General features: G+C 56.3%; 18 protein-coding genes. 2 read left to right on the top strand and 16 right to left on the bottom strand.

Annotated elements, in window-relative coordinates; all coding sequences use genetic code 11:
- Positions 1-6: 6 nt before the first annotated feature.
- The 15 genes from rlmD to LAO76_18725 form a co-directional block, all read right to left on the bottom strand.
- On the bottom strand, positions 7-1281 hold the full coding sequence (gene rlmD / locus LAO76_18795) for a 23S rRNA (uracil(1939)-C(5))-methyltransferase RlmD (GenBank protein ID MBZ5492971.1): 1275 nt from the start codon (positions 1279-1281) through the stop codon (positions 7-9).
- A complete protein-coding gene (locus tag LAO76_18790; GenBank protein MBZ5492970.1) occupies positions 1278-1967 on the bottom strand; it encodes a hypothetical protein in 690 nt (229 codons plus the stop codon). The genes rlmD and LAO76_18790 overlap by 4 nt, the downstream gene beginning before the upstream one ends.
- 11 nt (positions 1968-1978) lie before the next feature.
- Complete coding sequence (locus LAO76_18785) at positions 1979-2803, bottom strand: type III pantothenate kinase (protein MBZ5492969.1); 825 nt, start codon at positions 2801-2803, stop codon at positions 1979-1981.
- On the bottom strand, positions 2787-3644 hold the full coding sequence (locus tag LAO76_18780; GenBank protein ID MBZ5492968.1) for a biotin--[acetyl-CoA-carboxylase] ligase: 858 nt from the start codon (positions 3642-3644) through the stop codon (positions 2787-2789). Before LAO76_18780 ends, LAO76_18785 begins: the two co-directional genes overlap by 17 nt.
- 5 nt (positions 3645-3649) lie before the next feature.
- Positions 3650-4234, bottom strand: a complete 585-nt coding sequence (locus LAO76_18775; GenBank protein ID MBZ5492967.1) for a YceI family protein — start codon at positions 4232-4234, stop codon at positions 3650-3652.
- 249 nt (positions 4235-4483) lie between these two features.
- Positions 4484-5362, bottom strand: a complete 879-nt coding sequence (gene nadC / locus LAO76_18770) for a carboxylating nicotinate-nucleotide diphosphorylase (GenBank protein MBZ5492966.1) — start codon at positions 5360-5362, stop codon at positions 4484-4486.
- A 123-nt stretch (positions 5363-5485) separates the two neighbouring features.
- Positions 5486-8173 carry a valine--tRNA ligase gene (locus tag LAO76_18765; protein MBZ5492965.1) on the bottom strand — a complete coding sequence of 896 codons (2688 nt, stop codon included), beginning with the start codon at positions 8171-8173 and terminating at the stop codon, positions 5486-5488.
- Positions 8174-8354: 181 nt separating this feature from the next.
- Positions 8355-9284 carry a CVNH domain-containing protein gene (locus LAO76_18760; GenBank protein MBZ5492964.1) on the bottom strand — a complete coding sequence of 310 codons (930 nt, stop codon included), beginning with the start codon at positions 9282-9284 and terminating at the stop codon, positions 8355-8357.
- A gap of 187 nt (positions 9285-9471) precedes the next feature.
- On the bottom strand, positions 9472-11193 hold the full coding sequence (locus LAO76_18755) for a response regulator (protein ID MBZ5492963.1): 1722 nt from the start codon (positions 11191-11193) through the stop codon (positions 9472-9474).
- Positions 11194-11452: 259 nt separating this feature from the next.
- Positions 11453-12796, bottom strand: a complete 1344-nt coding sequence (gene bamD, locus LAO76_18750) for an outer membrane protein assembly factor BamD (GenBank protein MBZ5492962.1) — start codon at positions 12794-12796, stop codon at positions 11453-11455.
- Between the two features lie 232 nt (positions 12797-13028).
- Positions 13029-13703: a ribulose-phosphate 3-epimerase gene (gene rpe / locus LAO76_18745; GenBank protein MBZ5492961.1), complete on the bottom strand. Its 675-nt coding sequence runs from the start codon at positions 13701-13703 to the stop codon at positions 13029-13031.
- A 608-nt stretch (positions 13704-14311) separates the two neighbouring features.
- Positions 14312-14683 carry an integrase core domain-containing protein gene (locus LAO76_18740; GenBank protein MBZ5492960.1) on the bottom strand — a complete coding sequence of 124 codons (372 nt, stop codon included), beginning with the start codon at positions 14681-14683 and terminating at the stop codon, positions 14312-14314.
- A 28-nt stretch (positions 14684-14711) separates the two neighbouring features.
- On the bottom strand, positions 14712-15161 hold the full coding sequence (locus tag LAO76_18735; GenBank protein MBZ5492959.1) for an IS3 family transposase: 450 nt from the start codon (positions 15159-15161) through the stop codon (positions 14712-14714).
- A complete protein-coding gene (locus tag LAO76_18730; protein MBZ5492958.1) occupies positions 15161-15502 on the bottom strand; it encodes a hypothetical protein in 342 nt (113 codons plus the stop codon). The genes LAO76_18735 and LAO76_18730 overlap by 1 nt, the downstream gene beginning before the upstream one ends.
- 271 nt (positions 15503-15773) lie before the next feature.
- Positions 15774-16757, bottom strand: a complete 984-nt coding sequence (locus LAO76_18725; protein MBZ5492957.1) for a hypothetical protein — start codon at positions 16755-16757, stop codon at positions 15774-15776.
- A gap of 64 nt (positions 16758-16821) precedes the next feature.
- Here LAO76_18725 and LAO76_18720 point away from each other — a divergent pair, with 64 nt between their 5' ends.
- Together LAO76_18720 and LAO76_18715 are read left to right on the top strand one after the other, a co-directional pair.
- A complete protein-coding gene (locus tag LAO76_18720) occupies positions 16822-17667 on the top strand; it encodes an ATP-binding cassette domain-containing protein (GenBank protein MBZ5492956.1) in 846 nt (281 codons plus the stop codon).
- A 201-nt stretch (positions 17668-17868) separates the two neighbouring features.
- Entirely contained in the window at positions 17869-18783 is a 915-nt protein-coding gene (locus tag LAO76_18715; protein MBZ5492955.1) for an MBL fold metallo-hydrolase, read from the top strand.
- Positions 18784-18895: 112 nt separating this feature from the next.
- Here the strand turns inward: LAO76_18715 and LAO76_18710 are convergent, their stop codons facing one another.
- Positions 18896-21355 (bottom strand): TonB-dependent receptor, encoded by a 2460-nt coding sequence (locus LAO76_18710; GenBank protein ID MBZ5492954.1) that lies wholly within the window; start codon positions 21353-21355, stop codon positions 18896-18898.
- Positions 21356-21456: the final 101 nt, after the last annotated feature.

The raw sequence follows: 21456 nt of genomic DNA, 5'->3' as shown, positions 1-21456 counted from the left end.
AAGGACTTAGCCGCGGGCCAGACGCACAACGCTTTCAATGTGAAAGGTCTGGGGAAAGAGATCGACCAGATGAACTTCCTCCACGTGGTAACCAGTCTCCAGGAACAGGCGTGTATCGCGCGCCAGCGTGGCTGGATCACAGGAGACGTAAACGATTCTTTTTACCCGCAGTGCGGCCAGCAGTTGTGTTGTCTTTGCGCCCAGGCCCGCGCGCGGAGGGTCCACCACAACCAGCTCAGGCTGCATGTTGAGGCAGCGCGGCAGAAAGCCTTCCACGGGGCTCAGCACCGGAACGATATTCTTGACGGCATTCGCTTGGAGGTCGGCGGCAGAAGCAGGGGCTGATTCCACGGCAAACACTTGATCGAAACGCTTGGAAAGATGACCGGCAAACAACCCGACGCCGGCGAAAAGATCCAGCGCAATCTTTCCGTGAAAGTCACCCACCACGGTCTGCACCAGCTCCTTCACGAGATAACGGTTGACCTGGAAGAATGATCCCGCGCTCACGCGATAAGATTTCTCTCCCGCCTGATACGGCAGTGCAGTCTCGCCGACGGTGTATTTCGGCAGCTGGCCACCGGGCTCAGCGCCTGCGCTTTCCGCAAAGAAGGCAATTCCTTTGATCTCCGGGGCTTTTGCCTGCAACGCGGTAGCGACCTCGCGCATTTCCGGCGCGTCCGATGCTAGGTAAATTTCCAGCACCATCTTGGCGTCGGCGTGGTCGGCAAAGAATTCAATCTCATTCACGCCAGCGGGCACTTTGCCGCCTTCGCCCATTTCCCACACATGAGCCAGCACGCGATTAATGGCTGCTGAGCTGATCGGACACTGTTTCACGGGCAGGAGCTCATTGGTGCCCATCTTGTAATAGCCGATGGCGAAATCGGGCGTGGTGCGAACTTTCAATCGCGAGCGGTTGCGATAGCCCCACGGCTCGCCGGAATGCGTGATGATCTCACCTTTCCACTCCAGCTTGCCGTTGCGCAACAGCGTTTCTTTCAGGATGGCGCGTTTGTTTTCCAGTTGCGCGGTATAGCCCGCGTGCTGGTAATGGCAGCCACCGCACGTGCCAAAATACGGGCACGGCGCAGCAATCCTGTACGGCGAAGGCTTCAGTATCTGATCGACGGTGGCGCGGGCGAAACTGCTTTTTTCCTGGACGATTGTCGCGCTGATTTCCTCCGCGGGCAGCACAAAGGGCGTAAAGACCGTCTTGCCTTCAGGAAGCCGGGAAAGGCCGTCGCCGCCGTACACGAGTTTTTCGATTGTCAGGTTCACAGGTAAAAGAGGCTGAGCCGTGGAATCTTTGCTTTTTCAAACAGGCGCTTGTGAATAAATTGCTTTTGCAATTGCTCAATCTGCACGCCCGGCATTTTGCTGCGATAGGGCGCGATCTCCCGGTCAGCTTCTGTACGTAGAATGAACAACTCGTTTTCAGGAGTGGTCATGGTCAGGGCGGCAAGAAGTTTTTCTTCCATCATGGTGAGCCGCCTCTCCAGGTCCTCCAATCGTAGACTCTTTACGGTAGCCAGGGTTGAGGCTAAGTCCGCTAGTGTAACAGCACACTCTTCCGCAACCAACGTTACCGCAGTGCCTGACTTCACCCGGCGTAGCTTTTCCGCATTTGCGGCAAGATAACGAGCTATTTCTTCATTGTGCAAGCCCGGATCGGCGCTGGTTTTTTCCGGCTGTGCGCCGACGGCCGCTTCTTTCATCTCTTCCGCCGCGGTAAGCACCGCCTGCGCGCACCAGGCCAGGCCGTTAATCTTCTGCGTTTTCGATGGCCGCCGCTCATACTTGTCAAACGCTTCGTCAATCCCACGCAGGACAGCCTCCAGTGGAACTCCAGCTTCTTTCCATGTGGTCATCAGTGCCCAGTCAAGCGTGGAAACAGTCAGAAGCGTTCCCCGGCGTCTACAGAAGTGCTGTTCAATTTCCGTGTAGTAATTGAAATAGTTGTCCACAGCAGGGGCCGTCACGAAGCGGGCTTCTGTTTTTGCGCCGCGTTGTTGCGTTCCCATATGATGCGGAGCCCGTCGAGTGTGAGCAGATCGTCAACGTTCTTGATGTACTTTGAGTGGTCTCCAATCAGGCTGGCCAATCCGCCGGTTGCTACGACCTTGGTATCCGGTCCCAGTTCGTTGATCAGGCGTTCCAGGATGCCATCCACCAATCCCAGATAGCCGAAGAACAAGCCTGCCTGGATGCTGCCGACAGTATTGGTACCGATAACTTTCGACGGCTTGCGAATATCAACGAGGGGAAGGCGCGCGGTGTGCTCATAGAGCGCACGCGCTGAAATGCCGATGCCGGGCGAGATCACTCCGCCCAGATATTCTCCCTTGCGTGAAATCGCGTCAAAGGTGGTTGCAGTACCCAGGTCAACAACGACGCAAGGGCCGCCAAATTTTTCAAACGCTGCCACGCCGTTCACAATGCGGTCTGCACCCACTTCTTGCGGGTTCTCATAAAGCACCGGCATACCGGTCTTGATGCCCGGCTCCACGAAAAGAGGTTTGAGGTGGAAGTAACGCTCGCAAACTTCACGCAGCGTGGAATCCATGGGCGGAACTACAGAAGAAACGATGATTCCGCGCACTTCAGCAGCTTCAACGTTTCCAATGGCAAACAGGTTGCGGAAGAGAACGCCGTATTCGTCCACGGTGTGGGTCATTACGGTGGCCACGCGCCAGTGCGCCATCAGGCGAGGGGTCGTGGTCTTGCCGGCAAATCCAGGAGCGGTGTTTTCATAGACGCCCAGCACCGTGTTGGTATTGCCCACGTCAAGAACCAGGAGCATCTTTCCTCCCAGGCCGGACACTTCCGGAAATAACGATTCGCAGACCCTTGTCTGTGCGCACCCGCAGAAAGCCGCGTGGATCAAGGCCGTCTGTCACACCGTTGTAACCGCCATCTTCATCCACATGGACAAGCTTGCCCTGCGCATAAGAAGAGCGCGACTCCACGCGCCGCATGATGGGCTCAAAGCGCAACGCAGGAGTACGAATCGGGCTGCTCATGGCGCGAAGCAAAGCGCGATATTCGCGGTCGAGAGCGCGAATCAGCGCCGCCGCAACGTCTTTCCGCGAGTATTCCCTGCCGCCTTCAATACACATGGAGGTGGCAGATTCCCTCAGGTCATCAGGGAAACTTTTCTGGTTTACATTCACGCCAATGCCGATCACGGCATGGTGCACTTTGTTTCCTTCAGAACTCATCTCCGTAAGGATGCCGGCAAATTTCTTGTCATTGATCAGCAGATCATTGGGCCAGCGGATATCGGCAGCCAGGCCGCTTGTCTCCCTCACCGCGTCTTGCACGGCGACTCCTGCAATGAGGGAAAGCCATAGCGCTTCTGCGGGCGTCATGGGCGGGCGCAATAAGAATGAGCAATAAATGCCGGTACCGCGTTCAGAGTGCCAGGTATGAGCACTGCGTCCGCGGCCGGCGGTCTGTTCTTCAGCCAGAAAAACTGCGCCTTCCGGAGTGTCATCAGGATGCTGGCTGGCCAGCGCCGCTCCACGCAACGCAATGGAGTTGGTGGAGTCGGCCTGTACGCAGTGATGAATATTGCCGGAAAAGATGGTGTTGCGCACCAAAGGCGCAAGCAACTCCGGCAATAGATACTCCGGGTTCGTCACAATATTTATTTCCCTGCGGCCGCTGGCGGCGCCATATGCGCTTCAACGTTGAGGTCGATTTTTATGTCATTGCCGACCATTCCCGGCGCTTTGGACACGCCAAAGTCCTGGCGATTTACCGTGAGGCTGGCATGAGCGCCCATCACTTTTCCCATCTTGCCGGCGTCAACAGGCCCTTTCAACTCAAACGGCAGGTCCACGTCCTTGGAGACGCCCTTGATCGTCAGCGTGCCGTGGGCCACATAGTCATTGCCTTTTTTTTCAACCGACTTGCTTTGGAAGGTGATGTCGGGAAATTTCTCTGCATCGAAGAAACCAGGCGAGCGCAGATCATTGTCCCGCGACGTATTATCAGTGTTGACACTCGCAGTCTTGATGTCCACGTTCACAGAAGACTTGGTAACGTCCTTGCTGTCATAAAGGACCTTTCCCTCAAACGTATTGAAGCGGCCATTTACGGTGCTGACCATCAAGTGAGTAACAGCAAAGTTAACCGATGAATGGTTGGGGTCAATCTTGTATTCATCGGCAGCCAGAGCAGAACCGCAAACGGCGACGATCGCCAACAGCAATCCCAGGATTTTACGCATAGAGTGAAAAGTTCTCCTTTTTCAGACTTACTTGTAGCAGGTATAGAGCTTGCCTATAATACCGAATCTCTGCCGCGAACTCCCGCGGACTAGCTATCTTGTTGATATAGCTGGAAATGGGTCGTCCAGAATCGATGATAAGAATTCGCTAGTGCGACGCCTCCAGCCCGCGCCCTTGAGCCTTGCGGGGTAGTGCAGTTTACTACTTTAATCATCCAGAGCGCGCGCTATTTTAGACAGGAACGCTCTTTACGCCGGAACAATCCGCATGCTCAAGTCCACAGCCTGCGGCGAATGAGTGAGCGCTCCAATAGAAATGTAGTCCACACCGGTTTCGGCGTACTCGCGAACATTTTCCAGTCGAATGCCGCCCGAGGCTTCTACCGGAACCTGCCGCGAATGGGCCGCAACGCGCTGCACGGCCTGGCGAACGTCTTCCACTTTCATATTGTCCAGCAGAATGCTCTCCGCTCCGTTAGCCAAAGCTTCATCCAGTTCGGCCAGTGATCGAACCTCGATTTCAATCGGCTGCTCCTCGCGGCGGTTGCGCAACGCCTTCTGCAAAGCCACAGCCACGCCTCCAGCCAGAGCGATGTGGTTATTTTTTATGAGCATGCCGTCAGAGAGATCAAGCCGATGGTTCTGGCCTCCTCCGCAGCGGACCGCGTATTTATCCAGCACGCGCAGTCCTGGGGCCGTTTTGCGCGTATCCAGGATTCGGGCCTTGGTGCCATGGATGGCGTCAACATATTTGCGCGTGGTGGTGGCAATCCCGCTAAGCCGTTGAAGCACGTTCAAAATGACTCGCTCACAGGAAAGCAATGCGCGCGCATTGTGCCGCACCACGGCAATGGCCTGTCCTTTATGTAAGCGAACGCCGTCAAATATCTCGCCGTGGCTGATCACTTCCGGGTGGCCGATCACGTTGCGGTCCAGATGCTCGTAAATTTCAAGAATGCGGGCGGTTGCGCCCACCCCGGCAAGAATGCAATCCTGCTTGGCCAGGATGGTGGCGGTGGCGCGCTGCTGCGCGTCAATGCAGGCGCGCGACGTGGCGTCACTGGTCGCCCTATCTTCAAGCAGCGCGTGTTCCAAAATCGCGCTTAGTCTTCGGCTATGCCAATCCATGGTTTCCTGTCGCTTCGCTCCAAACCGCTTTAAAAGTATCGTTCTCGCTAGTTTACCCAGCCCTGCATCACGCCGCTCGGCCAGCACGCGCCTCGCGGCTTACATTCCCTTCGAGTCTTTAGCTTAACCCAGCTTTGCTAATGCGGCCTTTCCCTTTTCTATCAGCGTGTGCAATTCACCCTGACGCCTGCGTATACCCTCAACCACCGGCGCCGGAGCCTTGGCAAGAAACTGCTGGTTGCCAAGCTGGCGGTCGGCATTTGCCAACTCGCCTTCCAACTTGGCCAGATCTTTCGTCAGGCGCTCGCGTTCAGCAGCAACGTCGATTTTTTGCTCGTACACCAGCGCAACTTCAAACTTTGGCGTGGTGCGCGCGCCTGGTATCTGCGCAAGGGACTCATTCACAAACTCAATGCCATCAACGCCGGCCAGCCGCTCTACCATCCCTCGATTTTCAGTTACCAGCTTTGTCACATCGGCGGCAGCGTGGATCTTTACTGGGGTCTTTACTTTTGGCTCAACCTTCATTTCCGCGCGCATGTTACGGACTTTTTCAATCAGGTCCTGGAGCACCAACATCTGCTCTTCCGCCTGATCATTGAGCCAGCGCTGGTCCAGTTCAGGGTAACGCGCCAGAGCAATCGACTTGGCTGGCGGCTTGCCTTCATACATCGCATGCCAGACTTCTTCTGTAATGAATGGCATGAACGGAGAAAGCAGGCGCAACGAGCCTTCAAACAGATCACCCAGCAAAGCGACGGCGCTGCGCGCTTCTTCCGGATTGCCCGAAAGCGCGGGCTTAATGATTTCCAGATACCAGTCGCAGAACTCGCCCCAGAAAAACTTGTAGATGGTGTTGGCTGCTTCGTCAAAGCGATAGTCGGCAAGGCTCTGGTTCACCTCTCCAGCAACGCGGTTGAAACGCGAATAAATCCAGCGGTTCTCCAGTTTGGCGAGCTGCTCCGGTTTTGCGCCTCCGGTCAGAGTGGCCCCTTCAACGCGGTCCAGGTTCATGAACATGAAGCGCGCGGCGTTCCAAATCTTGTTGGCAAAAGCGCGATAGCCGTCGGTGCGGCTCTCAGAGAACGCAATATCAGTCCCTGGGGAGGCCATGGATGCCAGCGTGAAGCGTACCGCGTCAGTCCCGTATTTCTCCGTGACCTCAATAGGATCGATCACGTTGCCCTTGGTCTTGGACATCTTCTGGCGATCGGCATCGCGCACCAGCGCGTGGATGTAGACGTTTTTGAAGGGCACGGTGCCCTGCGGATGTCCGGCCATGAAGTGGCAGCCCAGCATAATCATGCGCGCCACCCAGAAAAACAGGATGTCAAAGCCGGTAATGAGCAGCGTGGTGGGATAAAAAACGTCAAGATCGCGTGTCTTTTCCGGCCAGCCAAAGACGGTGAATGGCAGCAAGCCAGAAGAGAACCACGTGTCCAGCACGTCGTTATCCTGTGTGAGCTTGTTGCCGCCGCATTTTTCGCACGTCTTCGGCGCTGTACGCGCAACAGTAATGTGCGAGCACCCCTGGCAGTGCCATGCTGGAATGCGATGTCCCCACCAGAGCTGGCGGGAGATGCACCAGTCATGGATGTTGCGCATCCACTCGAAATAAGTCTTGGCGTAATTCTCCGGGGTGAACTTGATCTCGCCTTTTTCCACGGCTTCAATCGCGCGATCTGCCAGCGGCTGAATTTTGATGAACCATTGCGTGGAAAGGCGCGGCTCCACAATGGTCTTGCAGCGGTCACACTTGCCGATAGCCAGCGTATGGTCCTTGATGCCTGCCAGCAAGCCAAGCTCTTCCAGGTCGCGCAGGATTTTTTCCCGCGCTTCAAAGCGATCCAGACCTTTATACGCCCCGCCATTCTCATTGATGCGCGCCTGATCGTCCATTACGTTGATCTGCGGCAGGTTGTGGCGCAAGCCAATAGCAAAGTCATTGGGATCGTGCGCAGGCGTGACCTTTACCGCGCCGCTGCCAAACTGCGGATCGGCAAAATCATCGGCGATGATGGGAATCTCGCGGTCCACCAGCGGCAGACGCAGTTTTTTGCCGACGAGTTTTTTATATCGCTCGTCTTTCGGATTGACCGCTACCGCCGTGTCACCCAGCATGGTTTCCGGCCGCGTGGTGGCGATGGTGACAAACTGCTTGGGGTCGTCAGCCAGCGGATAGCGGAACTCATAGAGTTTGCCGGCAAAATCTTCATGCACGACTTCCAGATCGGAGATGGCCGTCATGCAGCGAGGGCACCAGTTCACGATGTACTTGCCGCGATAAATCAGTCCCTGCTCATGCAGGCGGACGAAGCATTCAATCACGGCGCGAGAGAGGTTCTCGTCCATGGTGAAGTACTCGCGGTCCCAGTCTACAGACGCGCCCAGCCGCTTCATCTGCGCCTGAATGGCGCCGCCATAATGCTTTTTCCACTCCCAGACGCGTTGAAGAAACGCTTCTCGTCCCAACCCTTGCCGGCTCTTGCCTTCCGTGGCAAGCTGGCGCTCCACCATCATCTGCGTGGCGATGCCCGCGTGATCGGTGCCCGGAAGCCAGAGCGCGGTAAAGCCGCGCATACGCTGCCAGCGGGTGATGATATCCATCTCCGTCTGGTTGAGCATGTGGCCCATGTGCAGCCGACCGGTAACATTCGGCGGCGGCAGCAACATGGTAAAGATGGGCTTGGCAGCCTCCGGCGAGCCAGGCTCCGGCGTCTTCACGGAGAATAGCTTTTCCGCGACCCAGTATTCCGCCCAGCGCACTTCAATGGCGCTGGGATCATAGGTTTTTGGGAGTTCGTGGGACATGTGCGCCGTAAGGAGCTAATCTTCGATATTACAGGCGCAATGCGGATGTGAGCAACCGTCGGCGAATTGCAGCGATTTATTGTCGAACCAAGAGAAAGAGGCCTGACGTTAAAAAGAAAATCGCGCAAACAGCAAATCCTGCCACTAATTGCTGATCGCGCGATTTCAGATTACTCCCTATTTACCGTTCGCAGCGCAAGCGGCCATCATCATTAATGATGTCACTTTTGCACTTTTGGAAGTCATCCAGCTTGGCGTCTCGCGATCCACCATCCCTGGTCTGGCAGTGGGCCTTCAGGTCGTCACCATCGATGTGAATGCTGTCGCATGACTGCGTGTAAGAACCTGCCGGAAAGTTTCCCTGCTGATAGGTGCCTGCCGGATAACCGCCACGTCCGATTCCGTATCCAGCAGCCACGCATTTCAGGTTGCCATCGTCATTGATGATTTGTCCCTTGCATTTCCGGTAATCATCGAGCTTGCTATTGTTCCAATCGCCGTTTACGGTCTTGCAACGTGCTTCAAGATCATCGCCATGGCTCTTGATGTCCTTGCAGGTCTGGGTATATGAGCCGGTAAAGCCGCCGGCCGCCGATGGATAGCCCTGATAACCACCCACAGGCACGCCCGGCCCGCCATAAACGCCCGAAACGCAGCGCAGCTTGCCGTTATCATTCACTATTTCGCCACGGCATTTGTTGTAGTCGTCCAGCTTGGTATCTTTCCAGTCGCCATTTGATGTTGGGCAACGGGCGTGCAGGTCGTCACCGCTTGCATGCACATCCTGGCAGGACTGCGTGTAAGAACCGCCCGGAAGTCCCGCAGCAACGCCGCCGTTAACTCCGCCGCTTCTGCTGCACCGCAAAGCGCCATCGTCGTTAATAATGTCGCTGCGGCAGCTTTGCACGTCGCGTAGCAGAGCGCTTTGCCAGCGTCCGCCGGAATCCTGGCAGTTTGCCATCAGGACGTCATCGTGAAAATCAATGTTCCTGCAAGTTTGTTGATACGATCCTGGCGGCATCGACTGTGCCTGGGAAATTCCCAGTCCCACAATGAACATCACAGCCACCGCCCCGGATTTTAAAATTGAAGCCCTCAAAATGCTCCGCATAAATCTTTTCTCCCTTCACTGCGCCATCGAATTCTGGTCTGTGAAGTTAGATTCCATGCCGCGATGCGCTGTTGTGGCAAGAATTGCGCCAGAGCTGCTGCTTAAAGGCAACCCGCTCATGCATGGAGCACTGAAATGCAAAAAGCGACGCCAGAGACGCCGCTTCAGGAACACAGGATTGTTGCGCTTATTTCTTTGACCGCAGCTCGCGCATGATTTCTTCCACCAATTCCGGCTTCAGCCGCTCCATCACGCGATGCACGGCCTGGGCGATGTTATGGTGTTCTGCTCCGGTTTCCGTTGCTGCTGCAACAGCCGCAGCTTCCACGCCGGACGTAACAGCTTCATGCACCTGATGAGTCATGGCTTCATGCGCCGAAGCCAAAGGCGGATCGATGCTCTCTGGAACAGCCGCTATGCTTTCAACAGAGGCCGCAGGAGCCATCTCCACAGGCTCGGCAATGCGCACTGGCGGACGATATTCGAACGAGGGCACTGCTTCTTCTACTGGCCTTGCCTCAGACACCGGGGCCGCAGGGGCCGGCGGTTCAGGCTGAATTTCTACCGGCGCCACTACCGGACTTTCATGCACTTCAACCGGGGCGGTGGCGTGGCTATAAGCAGCCATCGCGGCTGCCACACGCGCTTCAAAATCTGCATCGCTGACCTCCGCTGTCGCTGCCGAGATCGGAGACTGTTCGCCAGCGGTAGAGGCAACTTCCATTGCGGCTGCTGAAGGCGCTTCCTGGGCTGCGGCGTTTGGATGATAAGCCGGATGTTCCTCGGAGGCTGCCTTTCTTGCAGCGTCAGCAACTGATTCAAGTGTCGACAGCAATCCGGGTTCGACTCGGTCAGCCACGGTAGCTCGTGTGGTTTCATCAGCCGTTTCCTGCAACTCCGGTTCGCGCGGAATCTCTATTTCACCGGTAGGCGGTGCAGCCGTTGGCAAAACTTCGTAAGAAGCCGCGTCTGCTTGTGGTTGCGGCTCCGGTTCCTTGTAGACGGGTATAAATTGCGGATGCGCGGGCTCCACAGCCGCAGCGGACGAAGCCTCAGCGGCTTCCATCGGCATTGCATTTGTTTCCGGATCAGCAAGCGGCTCCATTGCCACTGTTTCCGGTTCCACTTCAGCGGCAACCGGTTCAGGCGCAACTTCTACCGGCGTGGCGGTGATTTCAGGTTCGGGCTCCGCAGCAGGCGCAACGGCAGCGGGTTCCGGTCTTGCTTCTTCTTTCCATCCACCAGGCAGCTCGTAGTCTGCTGTGGGAATCGGCGGAGCAGGCACAATTACCGACGTTTCAAATGTTGCCGCGGGGCTGCTCACGCCAAAATGCTGCGGCGCTATAGAGGAATCTGCTCCCAGCATATCGTTGAACGCGGCGGCGCCAGCCATATGATCTGGCACTTCCACCATCGGCTGTGAGCTGGGTTTGCCCATGGAATTGTGGTCTAGGTGTTCAACCGCTGCGCTCGTATCTTCTTGGTATTGAACCTCCGCGCGCGCAGCCTGTTGCACTATCGGCGGCGCCGGCATCTGCCCAATGCGCTCTTCAAATTTCTTGATAATTGCCAGCAGATCGCTGGCCTCAAACGGCTTGATGATGACGCCATCTGCCTTTACGCGGTTCGCGTCTTCCGGTTTGTACGGCTCCATCTTGCCGACAGTCAGCAGCACCGGCGTCTTCATTGTCTCCAGAGAGCCGCGCACTTTTTCGCAGACTTCCAGCCCGGAATATCCCGGCATGTAAACGTCAAGGATGATGATGTCGGGCTTCTGCTCGGCGATTTTCTTCACGGCAGCCGCGCCGTTGCTGACAGCCACCACGTCGTAGCCCGCATCAGAAAGGATTTTCTTGCCCATGTTCTGGGCAGTCATGCTGTCATCGGCAAATAGAATTCTTAAAGACACGTAAAAAACACCTTCTTAAAGCTGCGCGCCGTGCATCAACTGTCATCAGTGCGCCACTGGCTATGCCACATCCGGACGAACCAAAATCGCGCGCCGGCGCATCATCCCTTGTATGAGGCGGGAAACAGGGCTAACTTACTGATAATTAGCTTTGAAGTCAATCAGAACACTACCTCAGAACCAACAGAGGCATGCATTCTGCGCATTCCAAAAGTGCTAGCCCCTGTGGGTTCCGTGAGAGGGTAGTCAAGCGCCCTGCTTAAAACGGAATCAGCTTGCGCAGCCCCTTCTTCTCTTTTTTCTTGCTGCTGGATTCCTGTTTGCGGTCCACCGGCGCTGCCTGTTTGTCCGCAGCCGCCTGGCCATCCTGCGCGGTTGTCTGGCTGCTCGACGCCGGATCGGGCTTCTGAATCTCATTCACCTGCGGCAGAGCTGGTTTAGCAGCGGCTCCATCTGCTGGCGTGGTGTCTGCAGTGCCCGGCGCTTTCTCGTTTGCATCCGGAGTTCCCGTTCCCGTACCTACGGCCTGCACTCCAACACTGTTGCTGGGCGCCACGCCGCTCACCTGTTGATTCAAGTCATTGATGATTGCCGGCGCGCTTGTTACTGTTTCATCCTGCAGATTGGGCTCGCCTACTTTGGTTGCGGGCGCAACGTTCGGATGCTTCTTGAAGTTGCCGGTCAGTTTCGCTACCAGCTTTAGCTTCTCGCGGCTCGCTTCTTCCGCCTTGCTCTCCGCCAGCGCTTCTGCCGTAGGCTGCGGGATCGGGGCTTTCAAAGCCTCTAAACGTCGCTTGGCATCGCCCACCCGGTCTGTTGCCGGATAGCGCGTGATGATCCTGGAGTAAGCGTCAATCGCCTTCTTTTCAAATTGGGCGACCAGCTTTTCCCTCTGTGCTTCCGGCATCTTCTGCTTCCTCAGCCCAGCAGCTTCTTTTTCGTAAATGTTCCCCAGCTCAAACAGCGCCTCATCGGACTGTGAGTAGAGCGGGTAGGATTCCGTCAGCGATTGCAGCCTTGCCTGCGAGGCCGCCAGATTGTCGCGCAGGTAATAGAAGTGCGCGATGCGATACTGGCGCTCTCCCAGGATTTCCTGTACCTCGCGCAGTTTCTGCTTCGCCTGCGGCACCAGCGGGCTGTCAGGATATTGCTGGATTAGCTGTTTATACTCGTCCGCCGCGCGTTGCGCCTCGGCATAATCGCGGTCCGGCTTTTCCATTTCGCGATAATGCATGGACGCAATCTTCAACTGCGCCTCTGACGCTTCCGGCAGGTTGGGGAAAAACGTCTGGAAGTCCTTGTATTCCGATTCGGCCTGCTGCCATGCCGCTTTGCCGCCTTCGTTGTACCACGCATCGCCCAGCGCTAGCTTGGCCCGCGCAATGTACTCGGAATCAGGATACGTATTGATCAGTGTCTCAAGCAGCGTCCGGGCTTCCTGATAACGCGCCTTTTTCATTGAATCCATGGAGCGGTCGAACAAGCTCTTATCCGGTTGCTTTGAATCAATGTTCGCCAGGGGGTTCTGGACTTTGTGATGGCATCCGCTTGAGGCCAGCACTGCGCCGGCCAACACGGCTGAAACAAGAATTTTTCGCACCATTTACCTACCTCAAAATTCTAAGGACGTGCTCTGAACGGAACTACGATCTTACGAAACCTGGTTTTACAAATCTGGTCTTGCTAATCAGCGCCCTTACGAACCCACGCTCTTACTGGCCAAATAGCTTTCTCGATCAAGGGTCTTGCTGGCCACGATCTTTTCAATCAACGATCTTTCGCAACAACAATCCCAAGGCCAATGTTTTTCCAGGCCCATTCGTTGCACTGTAGCTTCAGACTCTTTGCAGCGTGGCTTCCGTCGCCAGCTTCAGCAGGCGCTGCGTGTTCTCTCTGGGATTTCCCTTGCCAAAAACGGCGTTTCCGGCGACCAATACCTCGACTCCCGCCCGCACTGCCTGACCAATCGTGTCCGGGGCCATGCCGCCGTCAATCTCGATCCTGAAATTCGCATTGCGCGCCGTGCGCATCAGCGCCAGCTTGCGTACCTTCTCCAGTGACGAAGGAATAAATTTCTGCCCGCCAAACCCCGGATTCACTGACATCACCAGAACGTGATGCACCATGTCCAGCACTTCTTCCAGCGTGCCCACCGGCGTTGCCGGATTGATCACCACTCCCGGGTTCGCTCCATGGCTGCGGATCAGCTCAATCGTCCTGTTCAGGTGCACGCATGCTTCCTGATGCACAGAAATCCAGTCCGCTCCGGCATCCACAAACGCCGGAATGTACTGGTCAGGATTCTCAATCATCAAGTGACAATCCAGCGGCAGGTTCGTTACCTTCCTCACGCTGGCCACCACCGGAGGCCCAATCGTAATATTCGGCACAAAATGCCCGTCCATTACGTCAACGTGCAGCACGGTTGCGCCGCCTTCCGCCACCGCCTGGATCTGGTCTGCCAGGTGGGCAAAATCCGCCGACAATATGGAGGGCGCTAGCTCAATCAATAGAATCGTCTCTTCAGAATGTCTCTTTGGGCCGAAGGGTTACTCAAATTTTAGCACGCTGAACTGCCAGTGCTTACGCCTAAAAGCTGATTCAAAAAGCCTTAGTTCCAGGGATCGAACCTGCAGGTTACCCTTTTATGCCCTTTTATAAGAATGAGCGAACCTTTCGATCTTGCGAGTTGCTGTTCCGGCGACTTTTGTGTGGTACCGCCGCCCTCGGCAGCGGTCTTTTCTCAGGCCCTTTTTCCTGATCAGCGTCTCACTCCTTAGTTAACACTCCGACCCTCTCTACCCCATCCACTGCACTTCATCCCTATAGACCTGCCATCCCGACAGATCCGTAAATGAGGCCGCGTTTTCTTCAGCGGCCGAAGAGGATCGGAGGGATCTGCTCCGCCACCGTATCGGGCAACCATGAAACCTGCGCTCCTGCCGCAAAAATTTACTCTTTGGTTAACACCCGGACCCTCCCCTACCCCCTCCCCATTCATCCCAGTCCACCCCAAATTGGCGTGAGTTTTGAGGTGCACCCCTGAGGTGAGACAGAAAATTTATCCCACACGTGTGATTGTGAATGGTGAACCCCTGAATTGAGACAGTCCATAGAGTCATAATGCACCCTCGTTATTCTCCAGCAGGGGGTTGGGGTTCGGGGAAGGGGACGGCGTTTGAGTCCCCGTCCCCGATCCCGGTAATGTATTAGCCTTCCCAAAGGTCAAAATTACTGTAGCCACCTTCAGACTTTGGTCTTGGTTTTGGCTCTGCTCGCGCTCAAACTCTTCTGGTGTCCGGTATCCCAGCGCCGAGTGCAGCCGTTTCCGGTTGTAGTAACGCTCGATGAAATCACCCAGGTTTTCCCGCAGATGTTCCAGGTCGCGATACGCGCTGGCGTGAATCTCTTCCTGCTTCAGCGTCTGCATGAACCGCTCACAGCGAGCATTGTCATACGGATTGCCCGCTCGGCTCATGCTGGCCACCATCTGGTGTTTCTCCAGCAGTGTTACATACTCATGCCAGATACACAAACTGCTCGCGCAGGCGAATGTAGGTGATATCGGACACCCATAACTGGTTTACCGCTGTCAGCTTCATGTGCCGCGCCAGGTTCAATGCTATCTCCAGGCTGTGATTGGAATCGGTGGTCATCACATACTGCTTCCGTTGCAGCGCCAGCAGATTGTCTTCCCGCATCAGCCGCAGCACCCGCTTGTGATTCACCACCATTCCCATCTTCTGGTTCAGCTCAAACCATACCCGTCGGTATCCGTAGCGCCGTCGATGCTCCACCACGATCTTCTGGATCACCGCCCGCACCATCATCTCTTCTTCGTCCGGACACTGCTCGGCGTAGCTGCGGTAGTAACCTGCCCGACTCACCACCGCCACCTGGCACATCTTCTCCACACTCAGACTGCCATCTGCCTTTCCTTCTTCCAACTCGCTGCCTTGCACACGCATTACTTCCTGGATCTGGTCGTAGACTCCGCTCCGCCAGCGCTTTCGCTCTGCCGACGTCGCGCCTCGACCTTGTGCAAGGCACCGCGCAAAAAATCCACCTCCAGTACCTTCTCGGCCAAAGCCTTTTTCAACTGCTCCACTTCCGTCACCAGCGCTTTCTCCCGTCGCCGGTCCGTTCGCAGCATCTCCGGATCCAGACGCTCCTGCCACCGCGCCAGTCCCCGACGATCCACTCCCAACTCCAATGCCACTTCCGCTAAATTCTCTCCTGCCTGTACTCTCGCCACCGCGGCCTGCCAAAACGGCAACCCGCGTTTCTTGGCACCTCTTAAATTCGCCACTCGCAGCTCCCTTCCTGCTCAGTGGGGATATTATCTCTGTCTCATTTTCGGGGTGCAGCACATGGCGTAGGATTCATCCCAAGACCAAACACAGCTCCATCCCAGACTAATGGGCCCAGCGGACAAACACTATTTTACTCTTTGATTAACAGGAGCAGATGCGAGAGACTAGCCGATTTGCTTCGTCATTTCAATTGCGAAGTAGGACATCTTGGCAGGACATGTCCGCGGAAATATTTCGTTTTGCGGTGGCTCAAAACATTCGCAGGTTTTACCTCCCAGCCGATACAGCCAGGGAACGCTTGGCGCCAAGGCTTCGCGCCAGCAACGCTGTGCCGCTTGCGAAAATTACAAAGCCTGCATAGGCCGGGCTCAGGTGCACAAAGTCGGTGTAGCCAATGGCGAAATGTACTCCCAGCGCCGCTGCAAAACCGCAGAAACCCATCAAGGCAATCATCTCTACCAAGCTGCGTGAAAGCCGCGCATGCCGCACGATCATCGTCAGAAGCAGCCCGACGGAAAACAGGCCACCTCCGAACCCCGCTCGATCGTGGGCCAGCACGGGGATCAATAGCGGTGAAGTAGCTCGCAGCTTGTCCGGTTGGATTCCAATAAAGGCTACATCCTGCGGCACAAAGACAAATGTCATGCCCACCACAAGAATCGTCGCGCCAGCTCCAACCAGGCCCAGCCCGCAGAAAAGCAGGAGCTTCCGCCCGGTTCCTTCTATACCGGTCGACGCGTGCTGCCCGCTCTCCCATATGGACCTCGGAGTAAGGGACCCGGGGACTAGCCTTCTGCCCCGCCACAGACCGGCAACAAAAACCGGCAATAGAAATGCCGTAGCTACTCCGTGCCAGGTATCAAGGTATCCATATCCCAGATACGCCAGAAAACTTAGAAAGCCGCAGACTCCGGATATCGCATATGTCCACCACGCCCACTCTGCTCCCTCGCGCAAGGGAAACTCGGCCAACCACCAATAGGCAATGCCAATCGCAATGAGCGTACCCCCGAACGCCACCCGGTCATGAAACATGAACCGCACCAGGTTCGCGCTGGTGTGCTGCTTTAGGTCCGCCGCAGTCATCCCAAGCGCATGCACGTCATGAGGCAGAAGCTGGCCGCTGATTGATTGTGCAATCGCAAAGCCTCCACTGATGAGCAATACCATACCTGTCAGCGACAATAAGAATCGCCCGTCGCCCAACAGAGCTACCAATATGCCGCGATCGTCTGCCTTGGAAATTGTCATGGGATTCAACGCGCGAGCGTATCACAGACTCCCGGTTTTTAAACGGCTCCTTTATATTCATCCCATGCCCCTGCTCTCCATCCGCAATCTCGTCAAGCTCTACCTGACTGCCGAAGGCATGTTCGGCAAAACCACGCGCGAGGTCCGCGCCGTGAATGGCGTCTCGCTAGACATCACTCAGGGGGAGACTCTGGGCCTTGTCGGCGAATCGGGCTGCGGCAAGACCACCCTGGGACGCATGCTACTCCGCCTTATTGAGCCCACTTCCGGCAGCATCACCTTCAACGGCCAGGACGTGCTCGCAGCCCATGGTAGCGAACTGCGCCGCCTCCGCCGCGATATGCAGATCATCTTTCAGGATCCCTTTGCCTCGCTCAACCCGCGCATGCGCGTGGAAGAAATCGTGACCGAGCCGCTGGTCATCCACGGAGCAGCCTCTGCTAACGGTGGTCAATTAACCAGACAATCGACCGCGCCCTTGTCCCGCACCGCCAATCTGCACCAAGCCGCCATCGACATCCTTCGTGCCGTTGGCCTCGACGAATCCGCCCTGCGCCGCTATCCCCATGAATTCTCCGGCGGACAGCGCCAGCGCATCGGCATTGCTCGCGCTCTCGTCCTGCAACCCAAATTTGTTGTCTGCGATGAGCCCGTCTCCGCGCTCGACGTCAGCGTCGGCGCGCAAATCGTGAACCTGCTCAAGAAACTCCAGCGCGACTTCGGCCTCACCTATCTCTTCATCTCGCACTCCATGCCGGTGGTGCGCTACTTGTGTGACCGCATCGCCGTGATGCGCCGCGGAGAAATCGTCGAGATTGGCCCCGCGGAAGAAACCACCGCGCACCCCCAGCACGAGTACACGCGCACGCTGCTGGCAGCCACGCCCGAGCCAGAATTCAAACTGCTGTAGCAGGAGCGCGTAAAGAAAAGAAATGTGTGCGCTTCACGGTGACGCCCTTGATCTGTCATCCTGAGCAAGCGAATGCGACCGCAGGGAGCATGCGCGCGTCGAAGGACCCCGAGAATGTTTCGAACGTAAATGCAGCATCAGGGAGTTCTACCCAAAATCTCTGGCCAGCGCCTAGCAGGACGATTAAACTCTTACAGCCTCATGAAATTCGCTTCTCTTAAATTCTCCGCACTATTTCTCTTCTGCGTGACGGGCGCACTCTCCCAGGACGCTCACACCCAGCTCGTCATCCTCGGCACGGGTACTCCCATCATCAATCCTGACCGTTCCGGACCGTCGGTTGCCGTGGTGGTGAACGGCTCCGCTTATCTCGTCGACTTTGGCCCTGGCGTGGTGCGTCGCGCCGCTGCTGCCGCCCGCGATAAGCACATCACCGCGCTCACTCCAAAGAATCTCAAGGTCGTTTTCACCACGCACCTGCATTCTGACCACACCGCCGGCCTCTCTGATCTCTATCTCACTCCCGCCGTCGAAGGCCGTCCTGGAGCGCTGGAACTCTATGGCCCGCCGGGAATCGCCGCCATGGCGCGTCACATCCAGGCGGCTTATGTGAAAGACGTGGACATTCGCGTCCACGGCCTCGAGCACGGCAACGCCAAGGCATATCACATCAACGCGCATGAGATTCATCCGGGAATTGTTTACAAAGACGCGAACGTAACCGTGAGAGCTTTTGCCGTCGCCCACGGTACTTGGGATTTCTCTTACGGCTACCGTTTTGATACCGCCGACCGCAGCATCGTGATCTCTGGCGACACGGCCCCTACTCAGGCAATTGCCCGCGCCTGCCACGGCTGCGATCTCCTGCTGCATGAGGTGTATTCAACCGTGTGGTTCCAGCAGCGCACGCCTGCCTGGCAAAAATACCATTCGAGCTTCCACACATCCACAACCGCGCTTGCCGGAATTGCAAATGCTGCAAAGCCCAAGCAACTTGTGCTCTATCATCAGTTATTCCGGCCGGAGGATGACGTCGATAAGGTGTTGATCGATGAATTGCGCAAGGCGGGATACATCGGGCCGGTAACCTCTGCGCATGATCTCGACGTTTTTTAAATTAGAGACGCGCTGGGTGGGATTTTCGGTTTTTCCGATGACGGCGATGTCGGCGATTCCGCGCGATCCCGGCGATGGCTGATCGGTGTTATCAGCGGTAAGGTTTTAGGTTTTACTTCTTTCCTAAAAACCTGATCCGTCCGTTCAGCGTGCGATGGTCCGTGCCAAAGAACGTCAGGAAAGTCGGTGAATTTACGTCGTTGTCCACCACGGTGGGATTTTCACGGTTCGTGATATTGTCCACGCCAATACGTGCCGCCCACCGATATCCGTGAAACGTAAACTTGCGTTCCACCGTCGCGTTCAGGGTAAAGAAATCTGGAAAGCGAAACTGCCCCGGGCCGGAAACGATCTGCCCAAGCTGGTCAACCGTTACAAAGCTGAATCCGGAACGCCATATGCTGGACCATGACATATCAAACTTCTTGAGCTTCCACGGCAAAGGATAGCTGCCCCATGTCTGCAGTTGATTGGGCGAATCCCACGGCAGCACTCCGCCCACCTGGTTTCCCACCAGCAACGCGTCAATGCCAAAGTCCACCGTCTGGTTTGAAGTGGCGCGTGAGCGCGTGTAGGAAACCAGCGCCGGATATCCACGCTTCAACTCTTTGCGCAGCGTCAGTTGCGCGCCGTCATAGCGATCTTTCTTGTCGCTCAGCAATAGAAAATTATTTCCTGGCTGGCTGGCAAAGTCCCAGCCATGCGCGCCGTGCCGGCTCAGGTATTCCAGTCGAGCATAAACTTTTCCCGGCAATCTCCGCTCCACTGCCACGCTCCAGTTGTTATAGCGCGGCAGCGTGAGCAGCCTTGGATCCACAGTAAAAGTCGGCGTGAATACCGCCGCCAGTGGAGAGAAAAATTCGTCTGTCCGCGTGCCCTGTGATCCATTGCTGGCCAGCGCCAGGTTTGACCGGTCAAAGTAAACGCCAATGCCCGCGCTGAACTTGGTTTCGCTGGCCGCGCTGATCAGCATCGTCCCGGCAATTCTAGGTGAAAAGAAGTCGCGGCCCAGATAAGAATCGTGGTCCCATCGGCCGCCGGTTTCAATAATTACGCGCTGCGTCGGCGTCCACCGGTCTTGAATATAGGCGCTTGATTCCAGCGTACTCAGGCTGAAGGGCGGCGCGTTCGCAAAAGTGATTTGCCGCAACAGCGCTCGGCTTTCGTCGACGAACTGCACCATCCCGCGATCAATATTCGCGTGATACAGCACGCGGTCCGCGCGTCCGCCCACCGTGAATTGATGCGTTCCCGCCAGCTTCCACGGTCTCAGATACAAATTGGCAAAGCCCTGTGTGCGCGTGGAGATATTTTCATTGGTGACCCAGAAATTTCCGGAGCGCCCTTCCGGCCCCAACACGTAAGGCAGATCGCCCTGCGGCAGCGACGATGCCTTGTTACGATGGAATGCTCCGCCAAACTCCAGCAGCGTGTCCTGCGCCAGAGTGATCTGGTCTTTTAGCCCCAGCAGGTAAAGATAATTATGGTTGTGCAATGAGACTGAGACCGGATCAAACGGCGAGATTCCCGCATTCTGCGAATCCTGCAGGTTCAGCACCGCGCTTGCGGTCAACACGTTTCCCGGCGTCAGGTTCATGCGCAGCCGGCCCAGATCGGCGGTGCGCCACAGCCGGTTCGTGTCCGCGCCGTCCGGCAGTTCTTTGATCAGGTTGTAGTCCACCTCGCCTTCATGCGATATGTCGAACCACAACTTGTCTTTGATCAGCGGCCCGGAAAAATATCCGCGCGGCGTCCAGTTATTCAGCTGAAAGCCTTTCACGTTTTGGAATGTCGGAAAAAAATCCGTGGCATTGATGCGAAACCGGTTGTCTCCATCCTGCACCTGCAGGTCCACCAGCCCGCCCGATCCTTTGCCAAACTGCGATGAATAGCGGCTGCTGCGCACGTCAATCTTGTGCAGTGAATCCGGGTTCAGGCGGAGTGAAAGCGCTCCACCCGCCGGCTGGCTTATTTCAAAGCCATCCAGGTAATCCTGTATTTCTTGCGTGCTAGCTCCGGCAATGTGGATCTGCTTCCCGCTGTCGGCTACAACACCCGGGATATAAGCCAGCACGCCGCGATAGTCGCGCGTGGTGGGATAAGGAATATTTGAAATGTCGCTCGCGGTAATGGCCTGCGCGCTGCTGGTTTCCTGCGGATCAATCGGCGATGCCTGCGCCGTGACTTCTATTTCTTCCTTGTACTCGCGCACCGGCTGTAGCTTGACTTCCACCGGTGACTGTTGCCCGGCTGCAATTTCCAGCTTCGCCACCGCCGTGGTATAGAAACCCTGCTTTTCGACTAAAATTTTGTACGTTCCCGGTGCCAGCCGCAAAAGCGCACTACCTGAAGGCGTTGTGCGTTCCTGCGCCACAGTTTTGTCATTCTGCTGCGCGATCACAATCACCCTGGCCAGCGGCTGGCCATTCTGGTCTGTCACTGTGACCTGTAATTGTCCCGTCCCCACAGACGCGCCCTGCCACAAGCCTTCCGCTGAAGCTCTTGCTTCCCATGGCAGAGCAGAGCAAAGCATCAAGACCATTAGAATGCGGTGTATGGTGTGCCAAGACATCGGGTAGGCTCCGAGAACGCGCCCTATTCGCTTTCTCAAGCAGGTAACAAGCTGGCTTTATTGTATGCGAGCTATAGGCGATTCACCACAACCGCAGGTCC

The organism is Terriglobia bacterium, from assembly GCA_020072645.1.
In the GTDB taxonomy this organism is placed as follows: Bacteria; Acidobacteriota; Terriglobia; order Terriglobales; family Acidobacteriaceae; genus Angelobacter.
This window is presented reverse-complemented; position numbering and strand designations above follow the sequence as displayed.

Coding starts and splice junctions, on each gene's coding strand:
- LAO76_18785 (MBZ5492969.1), bottom strand. CDS start 2,803: ATGCTCCTGGTTCTTGACGTGGGCAATACCAACACGGTGCTGGGCGTC.
- LAO76_18775 (MBZ5492967.1), bottom strand. CDS start 4,234: ATGCGTAAAATCCTGGGATTGCTGTTGGCGATCGTCGCCGTTTGCGGT.
- nadC (MBZ5492966.1), bottom strand. CDS start 5,362: ATGGATTGGCATAGCCGAAGACTAAGCGCGATTTTGGAACACGCGCTG.
- LAO76_18765 (MBZ5492965.1), bottom strand. CDS start 8,173: ATGTCCCACGAACTCCCAAAAACCTATGATCCCAGCGCCATTGAAGTG.
- LAO76_18760 (MBZ5492964.1), bottom strand. CDS start 9,284: ATGCGGAGCATTTTGAGGGCTTCAATTTTAAAATCCGGGGCGGTGGCT.
- bamD (MBZ5492962.1), bottom strand. CDS start 12,796: ATGGTGCGAAAAATTCTTGTTTCAGCCGTGTTGGCCGGCGCAGTGCTG.
- LAO76_18740 (MBZ5492960.1), bottom strand. CDS start 14,683: ATGGTGGCCAGCATGAGCCGAGCGGGCAATCCGTATGACAATGCTCGC.
- LAO76_18735 (MBZ5492959.1), bottom strand. CDS start 15,161: ATGCGTGTGCAAGGCAGCGAGTTGGAAGAAGGAAAGGCAGATGGCAGT.
- LAO76_18725 (MBZ5492957.1), bottom strand. CDS start 16,757: ATGACAATTTCCAAGGCAGACGATCGCGGCATATTGGTAGCTCTGTTG.
- LAO76_18720 (MBZ5492956.1), top strand. CDS start 16,822: ATGCCCCTGCTCTCCATCCGCAATCTCGTCAAGCTCTACCTGACTGCC.
- LAO76_18715 (MBZ5492955.1), top strand. CDS start 17,869: ATGAAATTCGCTTCTCTTAAATTCTCCGCACTATTTCTCTTCTGCGTG.
- LAO76_18710 (MBZ5492954.1), bottom strand. CDS start 21,355: ATGTCTTGGCACACCATACACCGCATTCTAATGGTCTTGATGCTTTGC.